Below are 20,025 nucleotides of genomic sequence, written 5' to 3' on the forward strand. Positions count from 1 at the left end.
TTTTGATCCTGATTAATAAGATGAAATTATCCTGCAGGCGGTGCGCATACGCTGCGCAAGCGCCTCATTATCTGCCCGGAAAGCGTCCCGCCCGTCCTGACCCTGTAAGGCTGCAAGTGCTGAATAGCCTTTGGCTATAACCAGCCGTGCAGCAGAACGGCTTAGCCCCGCATCCCGCGTGAGCCAGCGTTCAAATTCTCTTATCGTTGGCAATTCCGCCTTGAGATTATTAATCCGTGCCTGTGGCAGCATCGGAAAAGTCACCACCGAGATTTCCCAAAGATCCGCCTCTATTATGTGTCGCAAGCCTGTTCGCGCATCCTTGCGTGCTTTCACAGTGCGAAAACCGATAGATAGGCCATCCAGTCCGCCAGCCCGCATCAGTTCCAGAGCTTCACGGGCGCGGGCCACACCTTTGGCAAGCCTGCCCTCGACATAAAGGCCGCGCTGGTCCTCACGAATATCGGACCACACACCAATCGGTTCGGCGGCATCATGCTGCCAGAGCATACGTACGCCCGAGGTTTTGCGAGAGGCAAGCGATCTGGCAAAAGCGCCCTTCTCGATCACGTCATTGCCAAGATCTGCCAAACCAAACACACTGGCATAGCCTGAAAAACTGCCGTCGATTTCCACCTCGTCGAGCACCAGGGCAGCACGCTTGGTTTCAAGTTTCAGGTCATGCTTTGTCATTCCCGCTCCTTTGCGAAGATGGAAGAATGGGAAGGGACGCATGTTTCATGCGTTCGGCAAAGCGTTTCAGGATACCAAGCACCGACCATGCAGCAAGGCTTGCAGCGGTTGCCCCCATCAGCATCACCTCGGCGCGGCCAAGCAGCTCTTCCAGTGACAAGGTCTGCACAATTTTAACACCGGCAGCACCGCCGAAAACCATGCCGCAGATGATGCCGACGGCAAAGCGAATGCCAGCCTCACGCTTGCCCTTTGGCAACATATAGGCAAGGGACACGGCAGAACCTGCGACCGCTCCGGCAATCTTGGCAAACCACACCAATGTGGCATCGGATGTCATCACGGTTTCACTCAGATTGCTCATGGCACTCTCCTTTCTGTGCGCGGCTGATAGCCAACCGCATCACGTTTTTCATCGTCACTGAGGAATGATGCTTCCGAAACACGCCGCCAGAGCGATTCACGTTCCAGCGACAGGCCTTCAATCTGGTCTATGTCGTGTTCCAGTCTCAGATCGCCCTCGAACAATGGTCCCAGCCAGCAACCAAACGCTTTTGCCGTGCGGTTGATCAGAGGCATCACAGTCAGGCGATAAAAGGCGCGATTGGCTTCGGCATAATTGGCATAGGTGTTGTCACCCGGAATGCCGAGCAGCATCGGCGGCACACCAAAAGCCAGCGCAATATCGCGGGCCGCGCCATTTTTCGCTTCAATAAAATCCATATCATGCGGGCTATAACCCATGGCTTTCCAGTCCAGACCGCCCTCAAGCAGCAGTGGACGCCCGGCACCGGCAGCCCCTGTATAGCCTTCCTCAAGCTCAGTTTTCAGCCGGTCAAATTGCTCTTCGGTCAAGTTGCCTCCATCCTTTGGCGCATAGACCAGAGCACCAGATGGACGAGCAGAATTATCAAGCAAAGCCTTGTTCCAGGCACCTGCCGCATTATGCAGATCGAGCGCCATCAACGCTGCCTCTAACGGCGGAAAACCATAATGATCATCCAGCGGATGAAACAGTTTAAGGTGCAGACCTGCGGATGCCGCGCCTGCAAGCGAAACAACACGACTGGTATTGGCGGAGCGATACACCAGCGCTTGCGGCCAGCCATCATGCGATGTTTCAAGGGTCACTCTCTCGGGTCGCAGAAGATGCAGTTCACTGCGTCCGCTTGGCAGATCGACACGCTCGACATAGGCATTGCCCGAAATCAGCAAATGGCCATATAGTCGTTCAAAGAAACTGCTGCCGTCCAGCCCAGCCTGTGGTCTTGCAATGAGATCAAGTAACGGATGCGTTTCATGTTCGGTTGCCCCCTCATAGAGCAACCAGGGCACAGTGCTGGCTGCTTCAGCGATCAGGCGCACACAGCGATGCGCCACCGGGTTGCGCATAAAGCCCTCGCGGGCAAGTGAAGTATAATCCCGTGCAATCCATGACGGTCCGCGCTCCATATGAAGGGCTACAAAACCATGAGCCATTTTGGTCTGCCGTCCCGCAGCAGAATGTGAGGGTACGTTCGCAGCAGTTTTGCGCCACGGCCAGTTCCACGCCATATAGGCTCTCCAATAATGTTAAATTTTACCCGAAACGCCGGATTCTTGGCTTTCGATCGGCACCAAGCATGAGTTCGCTCAGCGCCCATACCATCGCATCAAGGCGATCCGGCGAACGTCCGCTTGAAAGGCCTTCAGGTGCGAAGTCACACATTTCATCTTCAAGCGCAGAAAACCGCCCCGCATGGCGCACACGACCCTGTTCATAAAGGGCTGCCACCGGCTCGGCACGCAGCCATTTGCCCCGCGATGCACGGCGCATCAAAACTGGCACCGAAGCATCTTCGGCAGCCAAAACTGCTGCAACCATTTCACCGCCCTGATTGACCTCGGCCAGCACTGCATCGGCTTCATATGAATGATAAAGTGCAATTGCCCGCCGCGCCCATTGATGTGGCTTGGCCATGGACATGCTTTCATCCGCCAGCACATGAGCGAAGCCGTTGTCATCAATACCCGCCACGACAATCCCACAAGCATCTGACGACTTGCCGGATGAGGCAGGCGGATCAATCGCCACAAGAATACGGACAAGTTCAGGTGCGGCGGTTTCAAAACATTGCTCCAGCCGCTCACGTGACCACAATGCACCGGCACGTTCTTCAATCAACTCGCCATCAAGTTCCTGCCGCCCCAACCTTGTTCCGGCATAACGCTGATGGATCGCTTCGATAAAACCACTGGCGAGATGTTCGGCATTCTCTGATGTTCGCATATGGGTCATTGCAACCGAGCTGTCGCTCATCAGAGATTTCAGCAACGGGACTGCACGCGGTGTTGTCGTCACCACCTGACGCGGAAAGTGACCCAATCGCAGGCCAAATTGCAGCATGTCCCAAGTCGATTGCGGATTCTTCCACTTTGCCAGCTCGTCACACCATGCCGCATCAAATTGCGGGCCACGCAATCCGTCCGGGTCTTCCGATGTATAAAGTGACGCGACCGCACCATTATCCCAAAGAAGCCTGCGCCGTGTCGCTTCATAACGCGGGCGTGACAGTCGCGAAACCGACAATATGCCGGAGGGACCATCCACCATAACCTCACGCGCATCGGCGAAAGTTTCGCCCACCAGCGCAATATGTCCACAGCCACGCGCAGAAAATGGTGCAAGCCCCAGCGCCATTCCCGACGCCCACTCAGCCCCTGCCCGCGTTTTCCCCGAGCCGCGACCACCAAGAATGAGCCATGTGCGCCAGTCACCGGACGGTGGCAATTGCGCATCGCGTGCCCTTAACAACCACTCGCTATCCAGTGCCATTATCTGATTTTGCGTCAAGCCCGCGCCCCAAGAGTTCCCGCGCGTGCCTTTTTGCAAGTTCGTTAATTCTCCTGTCTATACGTGCCAATGCCTGTCGGACTTTGACCAGACTGACCTTCGAAGTGTCATCCTCCACCTCGGAAACTCCTGTTTCCGTTGCAAGCTCGCCAACAGTTTTTACGGCTTTGGCCAGAGCCATTAAAGCTTCCGCCTTGCCCTTTTCCGGCAGTTCTTCTGCATCAATCAGCTTATTGAGTTCGCTCTGCAACCTTTGCAGGGCAGTATCCGCAGCAGAGGGCTTAATGAGCGCGTTTTCATCAAGACCAATGCCCTTAAGCCAGTGAAGATATTGTTTTTCCGAACAGCCCATCACCCCAACAATCTCAGCCACAGCAATGTCATGTTTCTTTTGCAGGCGAAAAGCCAGCCTGACCCGCGCCTCACGACACTCGTCAATCTTTCGCATTTTCAATGGTATATCCGGTAGAGTTCATTTCGATATGATCGGATCAAATCAGGGTCAGGACCCTACTCATGCAAAACCCCGAGAGCAAAGAGCTTCCGGGGTTTTGCAGTCCTGAAGAAAGCCGGGGGTATCGAGGCCTTCATCAAGATCAGTCACACTTTTCTGACTGTATCTGATGAATAGCAAAGCGCCGTTACGCAGTCAAGGACTATTTTCCTATTTAAGATTTTTTTCTTACAAAACTTTCTAACTTTCGTTTACGAATTAACACGAGTTATGGCTTAATTATCTGATATGATTAAGTAGCAGGTTCTGTATACCTCACAACTTTTACGATTAAAAAGCCGAGTACATGCGTAAAGAAGCTGATGATGATTCTGAAAAGAGCAAAAGCAAGCCCTTTCGGGTTTCGCGATTTGTCGGCCTTGATGCATGGATCGATTCCAGCCTCTATAATTTTCGTTTCCATGCCCGTGAATGGTGGGAAAACATCACGATATTCTCCCGGAAATTTCGTGTTCGCGGCTTCCGGCGGCTGGTTGTCGAAGTTCTGGATGAAGGTTTTACGCTCGGGGTTATTGGCTTTGTTGCAATGCTTGTACTGGCGCTGCCTGCCTTTGACGAAACCAAAAAAGACTGGCGCTCTCAGGATGACTATGCCGTCACATTTCTGGACAGATATGGTAATGAGCTAGGACAACGTGGCATTCTGCACCGTCAGGCTGTGCCGATCGATGAATTGCCGGATCATGTCATCAAGGCTGTTCTTGGCACCGAAGATCGCCGTTTCTTTGATCATTACGGCATTGATATCTGGGGGCTTAGCCGGGCGCTTAATCAAAACCTACGCGCGAACGGCGTGGTACAGGGCGGCTCGACACTGACGCAGCAGCTCGCAAAAAACCTGTTTCTTTCCAATGAACGCACCATCGAGCGCAAGATCAAGGAAGCATTCCTCGCAATCTGGCTTGAAAGCAATCTGAGCAAGAAAGAAATACTCCAACTCTATCTGGACCGCGCCTATATGGGTGGCGGTACATTTGGTATTGCGGCGGCATCCGAATTTTACTTTGGCAAAAACGTCAAGGACGTATCGCTCGCGGAAGCAGCCATGCTGGCTGGCCTGTTTAAAGCGCCTGCGAAATTTGCGCCCCATGTCAATCTTCCGGCAGCGCGTGCCCGTGCCAATGTCGTGCTTTCCAACATGGTCGAAAGCGGTTTCATGAGCGAAGGTCAGGTTGCTGTTGCGCGGCGCAATCCCGCAAGCGTGGTCGACAGAGCAAAGAATGAAAGCCCGGACTATTTTCTCGACTGGGCTTTTGAGGAAGTGAAGAAAATTGCCGGGCACCTTCCTTATCATACGCTAACTGTGCGCACGACACTGGATCGCAACCTGCAAAAGGCTGCGGAAGAATCGCTTGAGTTTCATCTGCGTCAATACGGCAAGGATTATAATGTTTCGGAAGCCGCCACCGTGGTGATTGCCAATGACGGTTCAGTACGTGCGCTTGTGGGCGGTCGCGATTATGGTGAGAGCCAGTTCAATCGGGCAACCAAGGCGCTGCGTCAGGCGGGTTCATCCTTCAAACCCTATGTCTATGCAGCTGCCATGGAAAAAGGACTGACGCCAAACACCATTATTTCCGATGCACCTGTCAGCTGGGGCAACTGGGCGCCGCGCAATTATGGCCGCAGCTTTGCCGGACGGGTCGATCTGACAACGGCGCTGGTAAGATCGCTCAATTCTGTTCCTGTACGTCTGGCAAAGGACCATCTGACAACGGCCCCGATTGTTGCCTTAACCAAAGCCATGGGTGTGGAAACGCCAATTTCCTCACATAAAACCATGGTGCTGGGCACATCCGAGATGACGGTCATGGATCAGGCAACAGGTTTTAATGTTTTTCCCAATGGCGGGATGGCCGGTAATCGCCATGCTTTCACGCAGATTGTCTCGTCCGAGGGCAAAGTGTTGTGGGATTATTTCCGCGATGCGCCAAAGCCCCACCGGGCCTTGTCTGAAAAAGCAGCTTTTGAGATGAATTCGATGCTGGTGCAGGTACCAGAACGCGGTACAGCCCGCCGTGCTGCCCTGCCGATGACGCGCGTTGGCGGCAAAACAGGGACCACACAAAATTATCGTGATGCATGGTTTGTTGGTTTTACAGGCAATTTCACGGCGGCTGTCTGGTTTGGCAATGATAATTTCACACCGATGAAAGAACTCACCGGAGGCGTTTTGCCGGCAATGGCCTGGCAAAGAATGATGAATTATGCGCATCAGAATATTGAGTTAAAGCCAATTCCCGGCATCACTCCCGCTTTCCCGGCTCCTGCCAAATCAGCGAATCCAAAAGTGGCTGCAAGCGGTATGCCAGAGGAAGCAATGCCGGCAGCTCCACGTGTTCTGTCACCCGATGCTACGAAAACCCTCAAAGAACTGAGCAATGCTATCCGCAACGCGCCACCTGTTCCAGCCCTTGCAAGGCGCGATAAAGTATCGGTACTTTGAGAAAAATGCTGAAAACAATTCTCAAAGTCATCACCATACTTATCATCGCACTGGGCGGCGGTATATGGGCAACCGACTACACACTCGACCATTTCAGTGGGTTTGGCGAATTGCAGATTGGTGCGTGGAACGCATATCCTCTTTCCGGTACAGAAGATGCCGACCCCTATTCAAAAGCCCGTGCAGCCCGCAAAGCCCGTCTCGCGCTGGGAACAGCCGAAGGTCTGGCCTTTTATGCACGTAAAGACAGCAATGGCGGCGCGTTACGCCGGGGATGCAGCTACCGTCTGAGCGGTTTTACACCGACTGCACGATTCTGGACTCTCTATCCGGCAGATACGGATCTTAAACCCATCGCAGCGCGAGATGGCTTACAGCCAGCACTGCATTCACGCGACGTAATTTATGAATATGATGGCAGCGTAAAAATTACCATCAGCCCCGATGCCAGCCCCGATAACTGGCTCGCGGTTGAAGGGGCTGGCAATTTCGTACTTGTGATGACACTTTACGATACGCCTGCTGCAAGCTCCTCCGGGCTGATCGATCTTGTCATGCCAAATATTGTACCTGTCACAAACACTAGGGCATGCCGTGGCTAAAATCCTGCGTCTACTTCTTCTGGGATTGATTGGTGCAGCGATAGTGCATATCGCAATTGTGCTATTGGTGCCGTTTTACGCAAATAAAAATGCATGGTCGCATCTCGAAGCACTCGGTGATAATTACAACTTCTATGTCCTTACAGAGAGATCAGGTCTTGTCAGTGATCAGAATCCTTTGATGCGACAGGCCGCGTGCCGGTTTGATCTCACGGACGGACCAGTGCGAATCACATTAAAAGGCAAGCTGCCCTTCTGGTCGCTCTCCATTTACACACCCAATGGCGACAATCTTTACAGCCTGAATGACAAAGTATCCGACGAGCGCGAACTTGATCTGATCATTGCGGATCCGATTGGGATCGCAACCCTGCGTGCGGATGGCATGCATAATTATGACCATTCGATCATTATCGAGCAGGATATAAGCGAAGGCGCTGTTGTTTTGCGCAGCTTCATGCCCGATGCGAGCTGGAGCGGACAGGTGCAAAATTTCTTTAGGCAAGCAAGCTGTGCCACCTTTGAAAAGAATTAATACATTGCAAAACAATCTCTTTCTCACGCACGGTTAATGAGTTGCTAAGGCTTCATAATTATTATCCAGTTTGCCGGCATGTGGCAGGCACGTTCATAGTTTTAGCCTACCGGAGTAGCTTGCGTGACAAACGATCAGTTCCGCGTTCTGGAAGATTTTTCCAGCAATCGGAACCAGTCAAAATCGACAGCTGATAACAGCAAAGCAGACGATCTTCTGGTCGCTGCAATAGCTGCGTTTGCTTCGTTGACACGCCCCGGAAGACAAGATGCACATCAGCTGGAAGATCTGGCACTCCCGCTTCTTGAGCGCTCGTCCATGCGCGGCAAGCAACAGGCGGCCAATGCGATTGCACAGATTGAACATGCACCGCGACGCCTGATTCTTGCACTCGCCAATGAACCTGTCAAAATTTCTGCCCCGGTTTTGTTGCGTTCACCCGTTTTAAAGCCGCAGGATCTCATCGAGATTATCAGCAAGAATGGACTGGTCCATGCCCGTGCAATTGCACGCAGGCAATCGGATGATCCTTTGCTAAAGGGTGTTCTGCGCAGCTTCAACGATGCCGTCATTGACCGTCTTCTGGTTTTACAAGAAAATCTGGCCTGCATTGAAACAGACAAAGCCGGCACATCCTCCGCACTCGATGAAGATAAAAATGACGACATATCCTCATCACCGCCCCCATCCTTGTTCGGTGCCGGCACTCTGGCAACACCGGAGCATTTGATCGATACAGCCCTTCTGATTGACGATCAGATATTCCGCACGGCTCTGGCCGATTCGCTCGATATTTCTTTCGATCATGCTGACCGGATAATCGGAAAATGGCCAGAATCACATTTACCAATCGCCTTGCGTGCGCTTGGTATGTCAGCGGCTGAATGCTTTATAATCATGTCTGCAATTCTCGGACCAGTGGTCGCTGATCGTAATGAGCTTCGCGATTTTATCCAGATTTATCATTCCATTGATCAGGAAAAAGCAATTTCGCTTGTGCGTCGCTGGAAAGCTGAAGAAATGTCAAAATCACTGCGCAATAAATTACGCGAAATGGTCACGGCTACGGATGAAAACAACACATCCATTAGGGTCAGCCTATAAATCATCCGTCAAAATTGAAAAAAACTTGCCGGCATCTGCCACATCTTCCAGCTCTATCAGCCAGAGATCGGGATCAAAACGAATTTCCTGTTCCATGCGCTCACCAGCTTTAAGATCATCAACAGCATGGAGAATAGGCAGGAACATACGTTCACCGTCGCTGTTTTCTTCATAAAAGACCTGTGGGGCGGGTGAATAAAGGTCACAAGTTCCCAGGCGCGAACTGACCTTGATGAAGATCGCTCCCGCTTCTTTGGAACCGCGACGTGAGAGATAAGCAAAACCTCCCTCGCCCTGCACTTTGCGGATCAGCGCAGAAACCCAGAAATCCGATGTCAGACGCATGGCGTATCCTGTATCAGCTGATCAGGCCAATTTCGCGCATTTTTGCAATCAGCGCAGCATCGACTTCACCAGTCACGGGCAATTTAAACAGCTTCTGGAACTCACGGATGGCATCCTGTGTGGTTTTTCCGGCAACACCGTCAACACTGATCATTTCATTGCCAAAAGCTTTGAGACCGGCCTGCACACGGATAATATCCTGCGAAGAAATCTCTGTCTGCGGTTGAACTGCTGCCAGTACAACAGACGGTTTCCTTGCCTCGACAGGCTTGCTTTCCAAAGATGTGAGATCAGGTGCACGTTTTGCAGGAAGAGCAACCTTCTGAACCACAGGCTGAGGCCTTGGTGTTGGCACAGCCATATCTATAAGCCGGGCAACATCATCCTGTTTTGACGCCCCGGCCTCATTTTTCTGATCAGCTATGCCCGCTTTTTTCTGCAATGTCTGCCAGCGTTCCATTGCTTCGCGCGTTTGCGGCCCTGTAAAACCGTCAACTGTTCCCTGATAAATACCAAGTGTGCGCAATCGTTGTTGCAGACGCGCAATTTCAATATCTGCATTGGGCGCAAGGGCTGGTAACATTTCATCAATCGAGCCAGTCACCTGCGAATGATCCGGCGAAAGCGCAGCAGATACTGTCCGGTCTTGCGGCAACACTTCAACAGGTCTGGAATTCGTATTTTCGTCCAGCTTTTGTTGCGACACTGTTGCGGGCAAATATGCACGCGGCGTGGCCTTGAAAACAAAATCCGTGCGGGTTTTGAAGAAAACAGCATTATGTGCTTCCGGCTGATACCAGAGCGCATTGGCCGAAACAAATCCCATCACAACCGCAAAGGCCGTTGCGCCACCGGTGAGCACAGGATTGCGCACGATAAAATTGCCGGCAAATATCGCCAGCGCAGAAGCCGAACTAAAGAACCCCCGGAGCAAACGACGACCGAGACTAGGCCGTTTTGCGGGCTTGCGTGCTGTTCCGCTCTTGGCTCTGTTCACAGTTTTCGTCTTTGTGCCACTCATTATTCCGTTCTCCCTGGTGACGGTTCATGTCAATGACCGTGCCAAGTTGCAGTTGATCCTCTTCTCCCAAAGAATCCTGATCAAGCAGTTTTTGTGGGCCTGCCACCGGCAGATGAATAGTTATAACCGTTCCTTCGCCCACACAGCTTTTAATATTCATCGAGCCATGATGCAGCTCTACCAATCCCCTGACCACTGACAGGCCAAGGCCAGTTCCCTCTTGTGCGCGTGTATATTGATTGTCTGCACGCACGAATGGCGATCCAATGCGCTGCATATCTTCCGGTTCAATACCGATGCCGGTATCCGCAACCACGATTTCAAGTTGAGGCTGTCCGCCGATGATGACACGCGATGCATCAATGGTAACGCAACCACCCGGCTGCGTAAATTTGACCGCATTGGCTGTCAGATTGAGCAAAATCTGCTGCACTGCGCGGCGATCTGCGACCACCTCACCCGTTGTCGCATTCACACGATGACAGAAAGCAAGGCCTTTCTTTTCCGCCTGTGGCAGCATGACGGCAGCGCACATATCCGCCGCCTCATTGAAAGAAAAACTCTCAGGCGCAATCTGATAAGTGCCGGTTTCAAGCCTGGAATTATCAAGAACCGAGTTGACCAGTTCCAGCAGATAATGGCCGGACTTATGAATAAGCCCCGCATATTCGCGCTGCTTTTCGTCCTGTAATTGACACCCCATCTCATGGGAGAGCATGTCAGAAAAGCCGATGATAGAATTGAGCGGTGTGCGCAATTCATGACTGACAGTTGCCAGCAAACGGCCCTTGCCAATACGCTCTTCTTCCAGCTCAGCTTTCAGCGCATTGATTTCTTCAAGCAGTCTGTGTTCACCTTCCAGTGAACGACCAATCAGCGTAATGATACCATTGCTTGCCACACCTTCGATACGGAATGACAGAAAAACCGGGGTGCCGTTTTCAATCGTACGAAGGCGCACATCAACAGGACGCGCTTGACAGCCAGAGCGCAGATCAGCAAGCAACGAAACATATTGAACGCGATCAGCCACATGCACCCGGTCAATCAGTGCAGTCCCTTCAAGCATATTGGGCTGAACCCCGAGACATGCCGCCGATGTTGCTCCGATTTCTGAAACAACCCCTTCAACATCCAGTGTAATCAACATATCACCGGCTGCAATCAATGGCTTTTGTACGGGCTGAGCGACGGATACTGCATCTCTTCGAAGAGCCTGACTACGTGCAACAAGGCTTGCGACATAGAGCATCGACATAACCAGAGAAGCAGGCGACAGAGTCGCGACAGAAATATCCCCTGCAACCAGAATAAAGGCTGGCACAATAATAGCTGCAAGTGCTGCCAGCGGCTTACGGCTTGTGAGCCATGCTTCAAGCGGGAAAGCCAGTGCCATAATCCAGAGCACAATGCTGCCGCCATTGGCAAGCAAGGCGATTGCAGCAAGCCCTGCACCATAAACAGCAAAATTGAGCGTTCCAAGAACCCCGGCTTTTATACCCATCAGGCTTAAGCCACAGAATATCATCGCAATGCCTGCAAAACTTGCCGCAAGCACAGACAGCATCGCAAAATCTGTTGTCAGAGCGGAAGCATTCACAGTTACAAACAGCAAAACCGGCAAAAGCATGAATGAACCGATGATGCGAATCGCGGATGCATCTGAACAATCCGTCCAGCGCTGGCAAAAACGTTCGTAAAAACGCGCAAACGCCTGCACCTTAGTGCCTGCGATCTGTGCTGCGTTCAAAAGAATGGCGCTCAACTTGCCTTACTCACTCAATACTCGTTCGGCACATCCATCAGGGATTGGCCTGTTGATGCCAGAATGCAGACGAGGCTTTAAAGAAAGGATAAAACAAGCTGGCGATGTGCGGATTGATGCAGAATCTGACAATTTTGGGCCGAAGTTTTTCTGCTATGGTAAACAGAAAGTGGACAATACCCTGGCTCTGCCGGGCATTTTCCGCGCTGTGGCATTTTAAAACGGTGATTCTTACGGTTACGAAATCTTTTCTAATTTCATGAAGAATGATTTTACCAATTCCGGCCAACACTTTCGAGCGCAATGATCCGTTTTCTCATCAAATCCGCAATCTGGCTATCGCTGGCATTTATGATCATGCCGCAGTTTTTTCCTGCGGATGGAGAAAACACGTCGTCTGATAAAGAACCCGGCAGCACAATCAACACAAAAACAGACGCGGCTGATCAAATACTGGCTAATGGTAAAACTGCACTGGAAATCGGCAAGCTCTGCATAAACAATCCAGCACTTTGCGAAACCGGCGCATCTTTTCTGTCTGGTGCTGCAAACAGCGCTATGGAGCAAAGTGGCGGCATCCTCGAATATCTGAGTGAGCGCTTCGGTGCCAAGCCATCAAGTGCTCCGCAAGAAGGGACAGAATCTGCGCTCAAACAGCAAGCAGAAAATCAGCCGGCACAAAATTCTGTTTCAAAAATCCCGATCCCTACCCCGCGTGCCGAAGCACTTCGCGCAGTTGATCGCTCTGTGACGGGCGCAATCCCATCTCGAAACTGATGTTTGGGGTGACGTTTGTGCCGTTTGTCCCTATATAGACAACCGAACCGTGACCCATTTTGAGCAGATATCATGACCACGACAATAGACAGCATCATTTCCGACTTCGAATTTCTCGACGACTGGGAAGATCGCTATCGCTATGTAATCGATCTGGGAAAGGAATTGCCTGCTTATCCCGATGATGCGCGAGATACTGCGCACAAGGTACAGGGCTGCGTCAGTCAGGTATGGCTGAAGACAATACCGCATGAAGGCGAAGATCCGGTTATCGATTTTCTCGGTGATTCCGATGCGCATATTGTGCGCGGTCTGGTTGCGATCGTACTTGCCTTTTATTCAGGACGCAAAGCGTCCGAAATCGTGGCATCGGACCCGGAAGAAGTTCTGAAAAAACTGGGCCTTGATGAGCATCTGACACCACAACGCTCCAATGGTCTGCGCTCTATGGTGGCACGCATCCGCCAGGATGCTGCGGCACTCAAAGCTTCAGCTTAAAAGATTCTCTACCGAAAGTGCTGCTGCAAGCAATTGCTTGTCCGCACCGTTTCGGCCAGTCAGCATCAGTCCGACAGGCATTCCAATTACGGGCATTGGCAGCGTAATGCTGCAAAGATCAAACTGATTGGCCACCTGCGTATTGCGCAGAAGCAGTGTTTCCACACGCTCATATTCATGCTTGTCATCGCTCACAGAAGCAATTGTCGGTGCGACAATTGGTGTGGTGGGCGTCACAAGGAAATCAACATCTGCAAGACGCCGATCCATTTCAGCAATCAGTGACTGGCGTGTCTGCATGAGGCTCTGATAGTCTTTTTCGGAAATGTTTAAACGTTGAGCAAGACTATGCTTTACACGCTCATCAACATTCGCAGCCGGATCTTGCAACCATGTTTGTGCATGGATCTGGCTTGCCTCAATGCCTGCAATCGATCCAATCGACGTGGCTTTACATAATTTAAAAACAAGATCGTTCAACTCAAACGGGACAATCCGCACACCGGCGGCCTGAAGTGCCTGCAAAGATCGTTGAAAGGCATCATTTACCTCAGGTTCCATATCCGCCAGCAACACACCTTCGGGCAATGCAAGTGTCAATTCAGACAAAACCGCAGGCGCTGGCAGAATTGGCGCCTCCCCCGCCATAATCGCATCAGCAAGAATGCAATCCGCAACGGTTCTGGCTATGGGGCCAATCGAATCAAGCGAAGGCGCCAAAGGAAATGCCCCCTGAAGAGGAATGCGCTTTGCAGTAGGTTTAAAGCCAACCAGCCCGTTCAAGGCCGCAGGTATACGCACCGACCCCCCCGTATCAGACCCGATAGCAATCTCGCTTGTTCCTTCGGCAACCGATACTGCGGCACCCGAAGAAGAGCCACCGGGCACATATCGGGGGTCAATCGCATTAGCTGGCACCCCATAATGCGGGTTCAAACCGACTGCCGTAAACGCAAATTCCGTCATATGCGTTTTTCCGATAATCACCGCGCCTGCTGCTCGCAAGCGCTGCACAATTACGGCATCCTCGCTTGCGTTCGCAGCAGTCTTGCGCACAACGGAGCCTGCAAGCGTCGGCTCACCCGCGATATCAAACAAGTCCTTGATTGAAACAATCCGACCATCAAGAGGGCTATTACGCCATCCTTCATGCGCACGCTTATCAGAAGCATCGGCCTCGGCAATTGCAGTGCCCGGATAGGTTTTGCTGAAAACACGTTCTTTTTCGACACGCGTTTTCAGTTTTAAAAAAATCTGTTCAAGCTTATTGCGGCTGCCAAGCATAGTGATCCCCCGTCTATAAGCTGTTGTTGTTTAAACCCTAGGCTGGGTCAATATGATTGAAAGACATGAAGCGATCAATTTTGACCGGGTCGCAACATCGGTCGATAATCCTGTGTTCCCCAATGCACAATCCCCACCGACCGATCTGCCTTTTCGATATGCGGGTTATAATGCCGATGCAGCATGGATAGTCCCATCTTAAGCAGCATCTTGCCCGAACGTACTGGCCACTGACGCTCACGTTCCACGCGTTCAAGCCCCTTCAGAAAACAGCAAACATCAATCAGAACCCCACTCAACTCAGGCCCAACCGCCTTCAATGCACGTTCAACACGCATCCGGCTTGCAAGCGCAATATCTGTCAGTTCCGCCATGCCACCAGGACCTGAACGATTGGCATTTCCGACACCGACATCCCACCGTGCTGTGATTGAAGGCATCATGGATCCGCGCGTGAAGTCTGCACGCAGTCTCTCTCCTGCCCGAAATTCATCCTCTGAAATAAAACTGGCGCCTTTGCCATTGCGAAGCCGATAGAGCTTGGCCAAAGGTGACTCAGACGGGTTGATTTCTACCTTGACGCCATATTCCAGCTCAATTGTTTCAGTTTTATGTATGGCTCGAGCATGTGGACGGGCCAACTTTCGGACCTGTGACGCAAGCGCAAGCCGATCATTTTCGCAAATCAGGATGCCAGATTTTTGCATCGCATCCAATTCAGTGCGGCTGGCTGCAATGGTTCCATGATCGGCAACAAGCAAAACATGGCTTTCACGTACAGAGTCCTGCACTTCACATCCACCCTGCTTCAGAAAGCGGATAATTCGTGTTTTGGCAGTTGTACCGGCTATGCTCATGCCACCATCCTCCAATCCGAGAATCCAACATTGACAAGTTTTTCTATCGTGGAAACCACTGCGTCATATTCCGGGTCATCGCGCCGGTCCTCGACGAGATGACAAGCATACATGACAGTCGTCCGATCACGGGAAAAGCCGGCTGCCACCTCGTTCATCATCATCCCAAACAAAGTATGAGCGAGATACATTCCCAACTGCCGTACCCGGGCAACCTCCCTTCGGCACCGCATCGGAGAACGCAATTCAGTACCGCTGACGCCAAAATAAACAGATAAAACATCAATCAAAGCTTCGCAGATTTGAATGTTCTTTTCCTGACGTCGACGCCCTGGAACCGGACCAGAACTATCCAGCTTCAATGCCCGCCCATGTCGTGCTGCTATAAGTTTCAAAGCTTCCAGAGCTTCTACGCGGGTATGGATGATATCCGGAGTTTTCAGAGACATTCATCTTTCCTCACCATTATAGGAATATCTTCTTATAATGAGGAATTTGCAAGTGGGGATAAGTTTTATGAAGCCCGGAATAAATAAAATATCCACTATTATCATCGTAATATAGGAATTTTATCCACACTCTCAAAAATCAGGGGATTCTGCCATCGGGAAAAATGTAACCGGTGGAAGTGAAAAGATGGAAATTACTCTTCGAAAGAGTTGCAAGGAATTTCTTGCTACGCGCAATGAAGAACGCATGGGGGCAATGCAACGCGCTGCCCTGCAAATCATTGCCGGCATTGACATGGACGCTTTGCTCAACAGCTCACAAGACGAGAAAAAACAAGCTGAAAACAGGTTAAACCGACTGATCGAACGTGAGCGACTGAAAGGCATCAATCGCCATTGGAGTTATGATCTTAACAGACATATTGCCTTAAAACAGGCATTGGACAGACTGATGGGCAAGACTGTCATTGTTCGATAAGGGTCTGGAATAAAAATAGCCCGGCGTGAAAACACCGGGCTATGGTCAACTTGCTTCAAACTGAAACAAGAACGAATTGGATTATCAGGCCAATTATGCGCCCTTAGGCTTACGACCCAGTCCCATCTTCTTTGCGAGACGCGAACGAGCTGCTGCATAATTTGGCGCAACCATTGGATAGTTAGGATCAAGATCCCACTTTTCACGATACTGTTCAGGAGTCATACCATAATGTGTCATCAAATGACGCTTAAGTGATTTGAACTTCTTACCGTCTTCAAGGCAAATGATGTAATCATCTTGCACTGACTTCTTCGGATTAACAGCTGGCTTAGGCTTTTCAACAACAACAGGCGCCTCTTCACGAACAACATGGCTCTTGAACGCAGCATGTACTTCTGAAATCAGGAGAGGTAACTCACTTGCACGAATAGAATTATTCCCGACATAGGCAGCGACAACATCAGCAGTCAGACTAAGCAACAGTTCTGCACTCTCGTCATAGACTTCAGGGTTTTCCATTTTTTTTCCTTTATAAACGTTCTTCATATCAAGCAGATTAAAGCTCTCAATGAAATCGAGAGCGATTTTCTTAAAATCTTAAACCCTGCCCAATGCTAAATTGCATCGCCAATAACAAAGAACATCACCATTTGCAATAGAATTGTTAAAATGATTTACATCCAGGATGCAAAATTCTTCTTACAAATACAAATACAACCGACATGCAGCTATAGGTGTCATTCAAAAATGACTAACCTATGAAAAATACCCTGCCGAGAGATCGTATTTATTCGTAAAGTGATAAGTTCACTGGTATATTATCTTTGCTGCTTCCTGAATTATCACACATATATAAACAATGTCTTTTGGAGCAATTCTTCTTAATGCCCTCTAAAAGAACCATATTTACCAGCAAAACTCATGGATAACGACTAAGGCAGCAAAAAGGCAAATCTAAAATATATTTCACGTAATTAAACTCGTATTTGATACTGTCTGCAACTATATATGTCTGGAAGCTTAAAAACAGATAGTGCACACATAAAATTCAAGACCAAACTAAAAAACAAAAACAATTTTAAATACCATAGCTATAAACAAACGATTAAAGGTCTCAAGCATTCCATAATGCGATAAACAGTCCGATTCACGGTTCGTCCAGTCCAAAAAGCGACCACTGCGGGCAACAAACTGCCAATCTCCCCACACAGGAGGAAACAATGTCAAACTCAACCGATCAAAACCGTCGTCTGAAAATTGTCAAAACTGATGCGGAATGGCGCGAACAGCTCACACCAATCCAATATCAGATTACCCGCCAGCATGGCACGGAACGTGCCTTTTCCAGCCCGAATTTTGACAGTTCCTTACACGGAATCTATCGCTGTGTATGCTGCAACCGCGCTCTTTATAGCTCTGAAACAAAATATGAATCGGGAACCGGCTGGCCAAGTTTCTATCAACCGATCGAAGCTGATGCAGTTTCGGCCTTTGAAGACCATTCTTATGGAATGAACCGCACTGAAATTCGCTGCTCGGATTGTGATGCGCATCTGGGGCACGTCTTCCCGGATGGTCCGCCGCCAACTGGCTTGCGTTACTGCATGAATGGCAATGCCCTGATCTTCGATCCCGCGTAATCTTGTTTGTGCCAGGGTCAGGACCCAGACATAACAGTTCTGAATGATTTCACTTTTACTGGATTTTACATGCCCCAAGACATCTATTTCCCGCAGCCGCCCAAAGCAACGAAACATCCATCACAAGATACCCGCCACGGCATTACCCGCACGGATGATTATGCATGGCTTCGCGCTGATAACTGGCAGGATGTCTTCAAGGACCCATCCGTTCTGGCACCCGAAATTCGGGCGCATCTCGAGGCAGAAAATGCCTATCAATCCGCTTTGATGAAAGATACGCAGACGCTTCAAAAAGCACTTTTTGCCGAGATGCGTGGGCGCATTAAAGAAGATGATTCATCCGTTCCATCCAAGGACGGACCTTATGCATATGGCGCTTCTTTTCGCACCGGCGGCGAGCAACCCTATTTCATCCGCACGCCACGCGATGGCGGCACCGAAACAATCCTTCTAGACGGAGACAAGGAAGCGCAAGATAAGGCCTATTTCCGCCTTGCTTCCGCTGATCACTCACCCGATCACAATCGCTTGATCTGGGGCTATGACGATAAGGGTTCGGAATTTTACAAACTCAAGATTCGTGACCTTGAAAAAATGTCAGACCTTGATGACATTCTTACCGATACCAATGGAAGCGGTAGCTGGGATGCTGACAGCAAAGGCTTCTTCTATAGCCTGCTTGATGAAAACCACCGGCCATCCAAGGTTTTCTACCATGAAATCGGTACATTACAGACGCAGGACAAGCTGATCTTTGAGGAAAAAGATCCGGGATTTTTTGTCGGAATCGGCGGTTCTCCCCTTGATGACTTCATCTTCATTGACATTCATGATCACGAAACTTCGGAATGCTGGCTGCTGCCTGCCAATGATCCGGCGGCAAAACCGCAGCTCGTCATGGCGCGTCAAACCGGCGTGGAATATGATCTGGCGCCGGGTGGGGATGAATTCTTCATTCTGACCAATATTAATGGCGCCAAAGACTTTAAAATCATGCGTGCACCCGCATCAGCACCGCAACCGGAAAACTGGGAAGATATTGTTGCTGAGGTTCCCGGACGCCTTATTCTTTCACATGCTGCCTATAAACGGCATCTGGTCTGGATGGAACGCGATAACGGTCTGCCGCGGATTGTCATCCGTGACCGTAAAACCGGCGAACAGCACGCTATTGCCTTTGATGAAGAGGCCTATTCGCTGGGACTGCACGGCAGTGCGGAATATGATACGGATGTCATCCGCTTCTCCTATTCTTCGATGACCACGCCTGAGCAGCTTTTCGACTACAACATGAACACACGTGAACGCGTGCTGCTCAAAACACAGGAAGTGCCTTCCGGTCATAAAATTTCCGATTATGTCACGCGGCGTATTCTTGCACCGGCCAAAGACGGTGAATTGGTTCCAGTGTCGCTGCTCTACCACAAGGACACGAAGATCGATGGATCTGCACCCTGTCTGCTCTATGGCTATGGCTCCTATGGCATAACGATTCCGGCAAGCTTCAGCACTTCTCGCCTGTCACTGGTTGACCGGGGCTTTGTTTATGCCATCGCGCATATTCGTGGTGGCAAGGACAAAGGATTTTCCTGGTATGAAAATGGCAAACGTGAAAAGAAAACCAACACGTTCACAGACTTTATCGCGGTAGCGAAGCATCTCGTCGCGCAAGGTTTCACCAGTCATGATGCAATCGTTGCCCATGGCGGCTCAGCAGGTGGCATGCTGATGGGCGCTATTGCGAATATGGCACCAGAGGCCTTTGGCGGTATTATTGCAGAAGTACCATTTGTCGATGTGCTCAACACCATGCTTGATGACACTTTGCCCCTCACACCTCCTGAATGGCCGGAATGGGGCAATCCGATTACATCAGAAGCCGATTATCGCAATATTGCAGCCTACTCGCCTTATGACAATGTAAAGGCACAGGCCTATCCGCGCATTCTCGCTGTTGCAGGCCTGACCGATCCGCGCGTCACCTATTGGGAACCAGCCAAATGGGTCGCAAAGCTGCGTGAACTGAAAACCGACAATCATCCGGTTCTCTTCCGTATCAATATGGATGCAGGTCATGCCGGTGCATCGGGGCGCTTCTCCCGGCTGGAAGAAGTCGCCTATACTTATGCTTTTGCACTCAAAGCTGTCGGAAAACATCATTAAAGACATATAAATAAT

General features: G+C 50.5%; 22 protein-coding genes. 10 read left to right on the forward strand and 12 right to left on the reverse strand.

Translation table 11 applies throughout. The annotated features are described in order from the left end of the window. Window positions 1-12: 12 nt before the first annotated feature. The 5 genes from FHY56_RS05220 to FHY56_RS05240 are packed head-to-tail and all read right to left on the reverse strand — an operon-like array spanning window position 13 to window position 3,974. On the reverse strand, window positions 13-693 hold the full coding sequence (locus FHY56_RS05220; RefSeq protein ID WP_140904122.1) for an HK97 family phage prohead protease: 681 nt from the start codon (window positions 691-693) through the stop codon (window positions 13-15). Next, entirely contained in the window at window positions 680-1,057 is a 378-nt protein-coding gene (locus FHY56_RS05225; protein ID WP_140904123.1) for a DUF6107 family protein, read from the reverse strand. Before FHY56_RS05225 ends, FHY56_RS05220 begins: the two co-directional genes overlap by 14 nt. Continuing rightward, complete coding sequence (locus tag FHY56_RS05230) at window positions 1,054-2,247, reverse strand: phage portal protein (RefSeq protein WP_140904124.1); 1,194 nt, start codon at window positions 2,245-2,247, stop codon at window positions 1,054-1,056. Before FHY56_RS05230 ends, FHY56_RS05225 begins: the two co-directional genes overlap by 4 nt. A 25-nt stretch (window positions 2,248-2,272) precedes the next feature. Then, a complete protein-coding gene (locus tag FHY56_RS05235; RefSeq protein WP_140904125.1) occupies window positions 2,273-3,508 on the reverse strand; it encodes a DNA-packaging protein in 1,236 nt (411 codons plus the stop codon). Then, a complete protein-coding gene (locus FHY56_RS05240; RefSeq protein ID WP_140904126.1) occupies window positions 3,495-3,974 on the reverse strand; it encodes a hypothetical protein in 480 nt (159 codons plus the stop codon). Before FHY56_RS05240 ends, FHY56_RS05235 begins: the two co-directional genes overlap by 14 nt. 352 nt (window positions 3,975-4,326) lie before the next feature. Between FHY56_RS05240 and FHY56_RS05245 the strand changes: the two genes are divergently transcribed. The 4 genes from FHY56_RS05245 to FHY56_RS05260 all read left to right on the forward strand — a co-directional run bounded on the left by FHY56_RS05245 (window position 4,327) and on the right by FHY56_RS05260 (window position 8,727). Next, on the forward strand, window positions 4,327-6,486 hold the full coding sequence (locus FHY56_RS05245; RefSeq protein WP_140904127.1) for a transglycosylase domain-containing protein: 2,160 nt from the start codon (window positions 4,327-4,329) through the stop codon (window positions 6,484-6,486). A gap of 5 nt (window positions 6,487-6,491) precedes the next feature. After that, complete coding sequence (locus FHY56_RS05250) at window positions 6,492-7,088, forward strand: DUF1214 domain-containing protein (protein WP_140904128.1); 597 nt, start codon at window positions 6,492-6,494, stop codon at window positions 7,086-7,088. After that, a complete protein-coding gene (locus tag FHY56_RS05255) occupies window positions 7,081-7,623 on the forward strand; it encodes a DUF1254 domain-containing protein (protein ID WP_140904129.1) in 543 nt (180 codons plus the stop codon). Before FHY56_RS05250 ends, FHY56_RS05255 begins: the two co-directional genes overlap by 8 nt. Before the next feature lie 123 nt (window positions 7,624-7,746). Then, entirely contained in the window at window positions 7,747-8,727 is a 981-nt protein-coding gene (locus tag FHY56_RS05260; protein WP_140904130.1) for a DUF2336 domain-containing protein, read from the forward strand. On the opposite strand, the gene FHY56_RS05265 is transcribed toward FHY56_RS05260, so the two are convergent. Genes FHY56_RS05265 through FHY56_RS05275 form a run of 3 tightly spaced genes read right to left on the reverse strand, consistent with a single transcriptional unit; the run spans window position 8,722 to window position 11,858 of the window. Then, on the reverse strand, window positions 8,722-9,072 hold the full coding sequence (locus tag FHY56_RS05265; RefSeq protein WP_140904131.1) for a DUF1491 family protein: 351 nt from the start codon (window positions 9,070-9,072) through the stop codon (window positions 8,722-8,724). The two genes, FHY56_RS05260 and FHY56_RS05265, sit on opposite strands and share 6 nt — an antisense overlap. A 13-nt stretch (window positions 9,073-9,085) precedes the next feature. After that, on the reverse strand, window positions 9,086-10,093 hold the full coding sequence (locus tag FHY56_RS05270) for a peptidoglycan-binding domain-containing protein (RefSeq protein WP_140904132.1): 1,008 nt from the start codon (window positions 10,091-10,093) through the stop codon (window positions 9,086-9,088). Beyond that, entirely contained in the window at window positions 10,020-11,858 is a 1,839-nt protein-coding gene (locus FHY56_RS05275; RefSeq protein WP_376889494.1) for a sensor histidine kinase, read from the reverse strand. Before FHY56_RS05275 ends, FHY56_RS05270 begins: the two co-directional genes overlap by 74 nt. 1 nt (window position 11,859) lies before the next feature. Between FHY56_RS05275 and FHY56_RS05280 the strand changes: the two genes are divergently transcribed. The 3 genes from FHY56_RS05280 (at window position 11,860) to FHY56_RS05290 (ending at window position 13,133) form a co-directional block, all read left to right on the forward strand. Then, complete coding sequence (locus FHY56_RS05280; RefSeq protein WP_140904133.1) at window positions 11,860-12,078, forward strand: hypothetical protein; 219 nt, start codon at window positions 11,860-11,862, stop codon at window positions 12,076-12,078. Window positions 12,079-12,161: 83 nt separating this feature from the next. Further along, a complete protein-coding gene (locus tag FHY56_RS05285; RefSeq protein WP_140904134.1) occupies window positions 12,162-12,635 on the forward strand; it encodes a hypothetical protein in 474 nt (157 codons plus the stop codon). A 72-nt stretch (window positions 12,636-12,707) separates the two neighbouring features. Next, a complete protein-coding gene (locus FHY56_RS05290) occupies window positions 12,708-13,133 on the forward strand; it encodes a SufE family protein (RefSeq protein WP_140904135.1) in 426 nt (141 codons plus the stop codon). Here FHY56_RS05290 and FHY56_RS05295 read toward each other — a convergent pair. The 3 genes from FHY56_RS05295 to FHY56_RS05305 form a co-directional block, all read right to left on the reverse strand. After that, a complete protein-coding gene (locus FHY56_RS05295; protein WP_140904136.1) occupies window positions 13,125-14,417 on the reverse strand; it encodes an amidase in 1,293 nt (430 codons plus the stop codon). The genes FHY56_RS05290 and FHY56_RS05295 overlap by 9 nt on opposite strands. Window positions 14,418-14,491: 74 nt before the next feature. Continuing rightward, a complete protein-coding gene (locus FHY56_RS05300; protein WP_140904137.1) occupies window positions 14,492-15,274 on the reverse strand; it encodes a DUF6456 domain-containing protein in 783 nt (260 codons plus the stop codon). Continuing rightward, complete coding sequence (locus FHY56_RS05305) at window positions 15,271-15,723, reverse strand: helix-turn-helix domain-containing protein (RefSeq protein WP_376889500.1); 453 nt, start codon at window positions 15,721-15,723, stop codon at window positions 15,271-15,273. Before FHY56_RS05305 ends, FHY56_RS05300 begins: the two co-directional genes overlap by 4 nt. A 187-nt stretch (window positions 15,724-15,910) precedes the next feature. Between FHY56_RS05305 and FHY56_RS05310 the strand changes: the two genes are divergently transcribed. Further along, complete coding sequence (locus FHY56_RS05310) at window positions 15,911-16,201, forward strand: cytoplasmic protein (protein WP_140904138.1); 291 nt, start codon at window positions 15,911-15,913, stop codon at window positions 16,199-16,201. Between the two features lie 93 nt (window positions 16,202-16,294). Here the strand turns inward: FHY56_RS05310 and FHY56_RS05315 are convergent, their stop codons facing one another. Further along, on the reverse strand, window positions 16,295-16,723 hold the full coding sequence (locus FHY56_RS05315; RefSeq protein ID WP_140904139.1) for a Ros/MucR family transcriptional regulator: 429 nt from the start codon (window positions 16,721-16,723) through the stop codon (window positions 16,295-16,297). Window positions 16,724-17,424: 701 nt separating this feature from the next. On the opposite strand from FHY56_RS05315, the gene msrB reads away from it, so the two are divergent. Both msrB and FHY56_RS05325 read left to right on the forward strand, forming a co-directional pair. Then, complete coding sequence (gene msrB / locus FHY56_RS05320) at window positions 17,425-17,844, forward strand: peptide-methionine (R)-S-oxide reductase MsrB (protein ID WP_140904140.1); 420 nt, start codon at window positions 17,425-17,427, stop codon at window positions 17,842-17,844. Window positions 17,845-17,913: 69 nt separating this feature from the next. After that, a complete protein-coding gene (locus tag FHY56_RS05325) occupies window positions 17,914-20,010 on the forward strand; it encodes a S9 family peptidase (protein WP_140904141.1) in 2,097 nt (698 codons plus the stop codon). Window positions 20,011-20,025: the final 15 nt, after the last annotated feature.

It is taken from the genome of Brucella gallinifaecis, assembly GCF_006476605.1.
In the GTDB taxonomy this organism is placed as follows: domain Bacteria; phylum Pseudomonadota; class Alphaproteobacteria; order Rhizobiales; family Rhizobiaceae; genus Brucella; species Brucella gallinifaecis.

What these genes read in the sequence shown, in the direction of transcription:
- FHY56_RS05300 (WP_140904137.1), bottom strand. Translation starts at nt 15,274, where the DNA reads ATGAGCATAGCCGGTACAACTGCCAAAACACGAATTATCCGCTTTCTG.
- FHY56_RS05305 (WP_376889500.1), bottom strand. Translation starts at nt 15,723, where the DNA reads ATGTCTCTGAAAACTCCGGATATCATCCATACCCGCGTAGAAGCTCTG.
- FHY56_RS05230 (WP_140904124.1), bottom strand. Translation starts at nt 2,247, where the DNA reads ATGGCGTGGAACTGGCCGTGGCGCAAAACTGCTGCGAACGTACCCTCA.
- FHY56_RS05290 (WP_140904135.1), top strand. Translation starts at nt 12,708, where the DNA reads ATGACCACGACAATAGACAGCATCATTTCCGACTTCGAATTTCTCGAC.
- msrB (WP_140904140.1), top strand. Translation starts at nt 17,425, where the DNA reads ATGTCAAACTCAACCGATCAAAACCGTCGTCTGAAAATTGTCAAAACT.
- FHY56_RS05220 (WP_140904122.1), bottom strand. Translation starts at nt 693, where the DNA reads ATGACAAAGCATGACCTGAAACTTGAAACCAAGCGTGCTGCCCTGGTG.
- FHY56_RS05325 (WP_140904141.1), top strand. Translation starts at nt 17,914, where the DNA reads ATGCCCCAAGACATCTATTTCCCGCAGCCGCCCAAAGCAACGAAACAT.
- FHY56_RS05240 (WP_140904126.1), bottom strand. Translation starts at nt 3,974, where the DNA reads ATGCGAAAGATTGACGAGTGTCGTGAGGCGCGGGTCAGGCTGGCTTTT.
- FHY56_RS05310 (WP_140904138.1), top strand. Translation starts at nt 15,911, where the DNA reads ATGGAAATTACTCTTCGAAAGAGTTGCAAGGAATTTCTTGCTACGCGC.
- FHY56_RS05265 (WP_140904131.1), bottom strand. Translation starts at nt 9,072, where the DNA reads ATGCGTCTGACATCGGATTTCTGGGTTTCTGCGCTGATCCGCAAAGTG.
- FHY56_RS05295 (WP_140904136.1), bottom strand. Translation starts at nt 14,417, where the DNA reads ATGCTTGGCAGCCGCAATAAGCTTGAACAGATTTTTTTAAAACTGAAA.
- FHY56_RS05225 (WP_140904123.1), bottom strand. Translation starts at nt 1,057, where the DNA reads ATGAGCAATCTGAGTGAAACCGTGATGACATCCGATGCCACATTGGTG.
- FHY56_RS05315 (WP_140904139.1), bottom strand. Translation starts at nt 16,723, where the DNA reads ATGGAAAACCCTGAAGTCTATGACGAGAGTGCAGAACTGTTGCTTAGT.
- FHY56_RS05245 (WP_140904127.1), top strand. Translation starts at nt 4,327, where the DNA reads ATGCGTAAAGAAGCTGATGATGATTCTGAAAAGAGCAAAAGCAAGCCC.
- FHY56_RS05250 (WP_140904128.1), top strand. Translation starts at nt 6,492, where the DNA reads ATGCTGAAAACAATTCTCAAAGTCATCACCATACTTATCATCGCACTG.
- FHY56_RS05270 (WP_140904132.1), bottom strand. Translation starts at nt 10,093, where the DNA reads ATGAGTGGCACAAAGACGAAAACTGTGAACAGAGCCAAGAGCGGAACA.
- FHY56_RS05235 (WP_140904125.1), bottom strand. Translation starts at nt 3,508, where the DNA reads ATGGCACTGGATAGCGAGTGGTTGTTAAGGGCACGCGATGCGCAATTG.
- FHY56_RS05285 (WP_140904134.1), top strand. Translation starts at nt 12,162, where the DNA reads ATGATCCGTTTTCTCATCAAATCCGCAATCTGGCTATCGCTGGCATTT.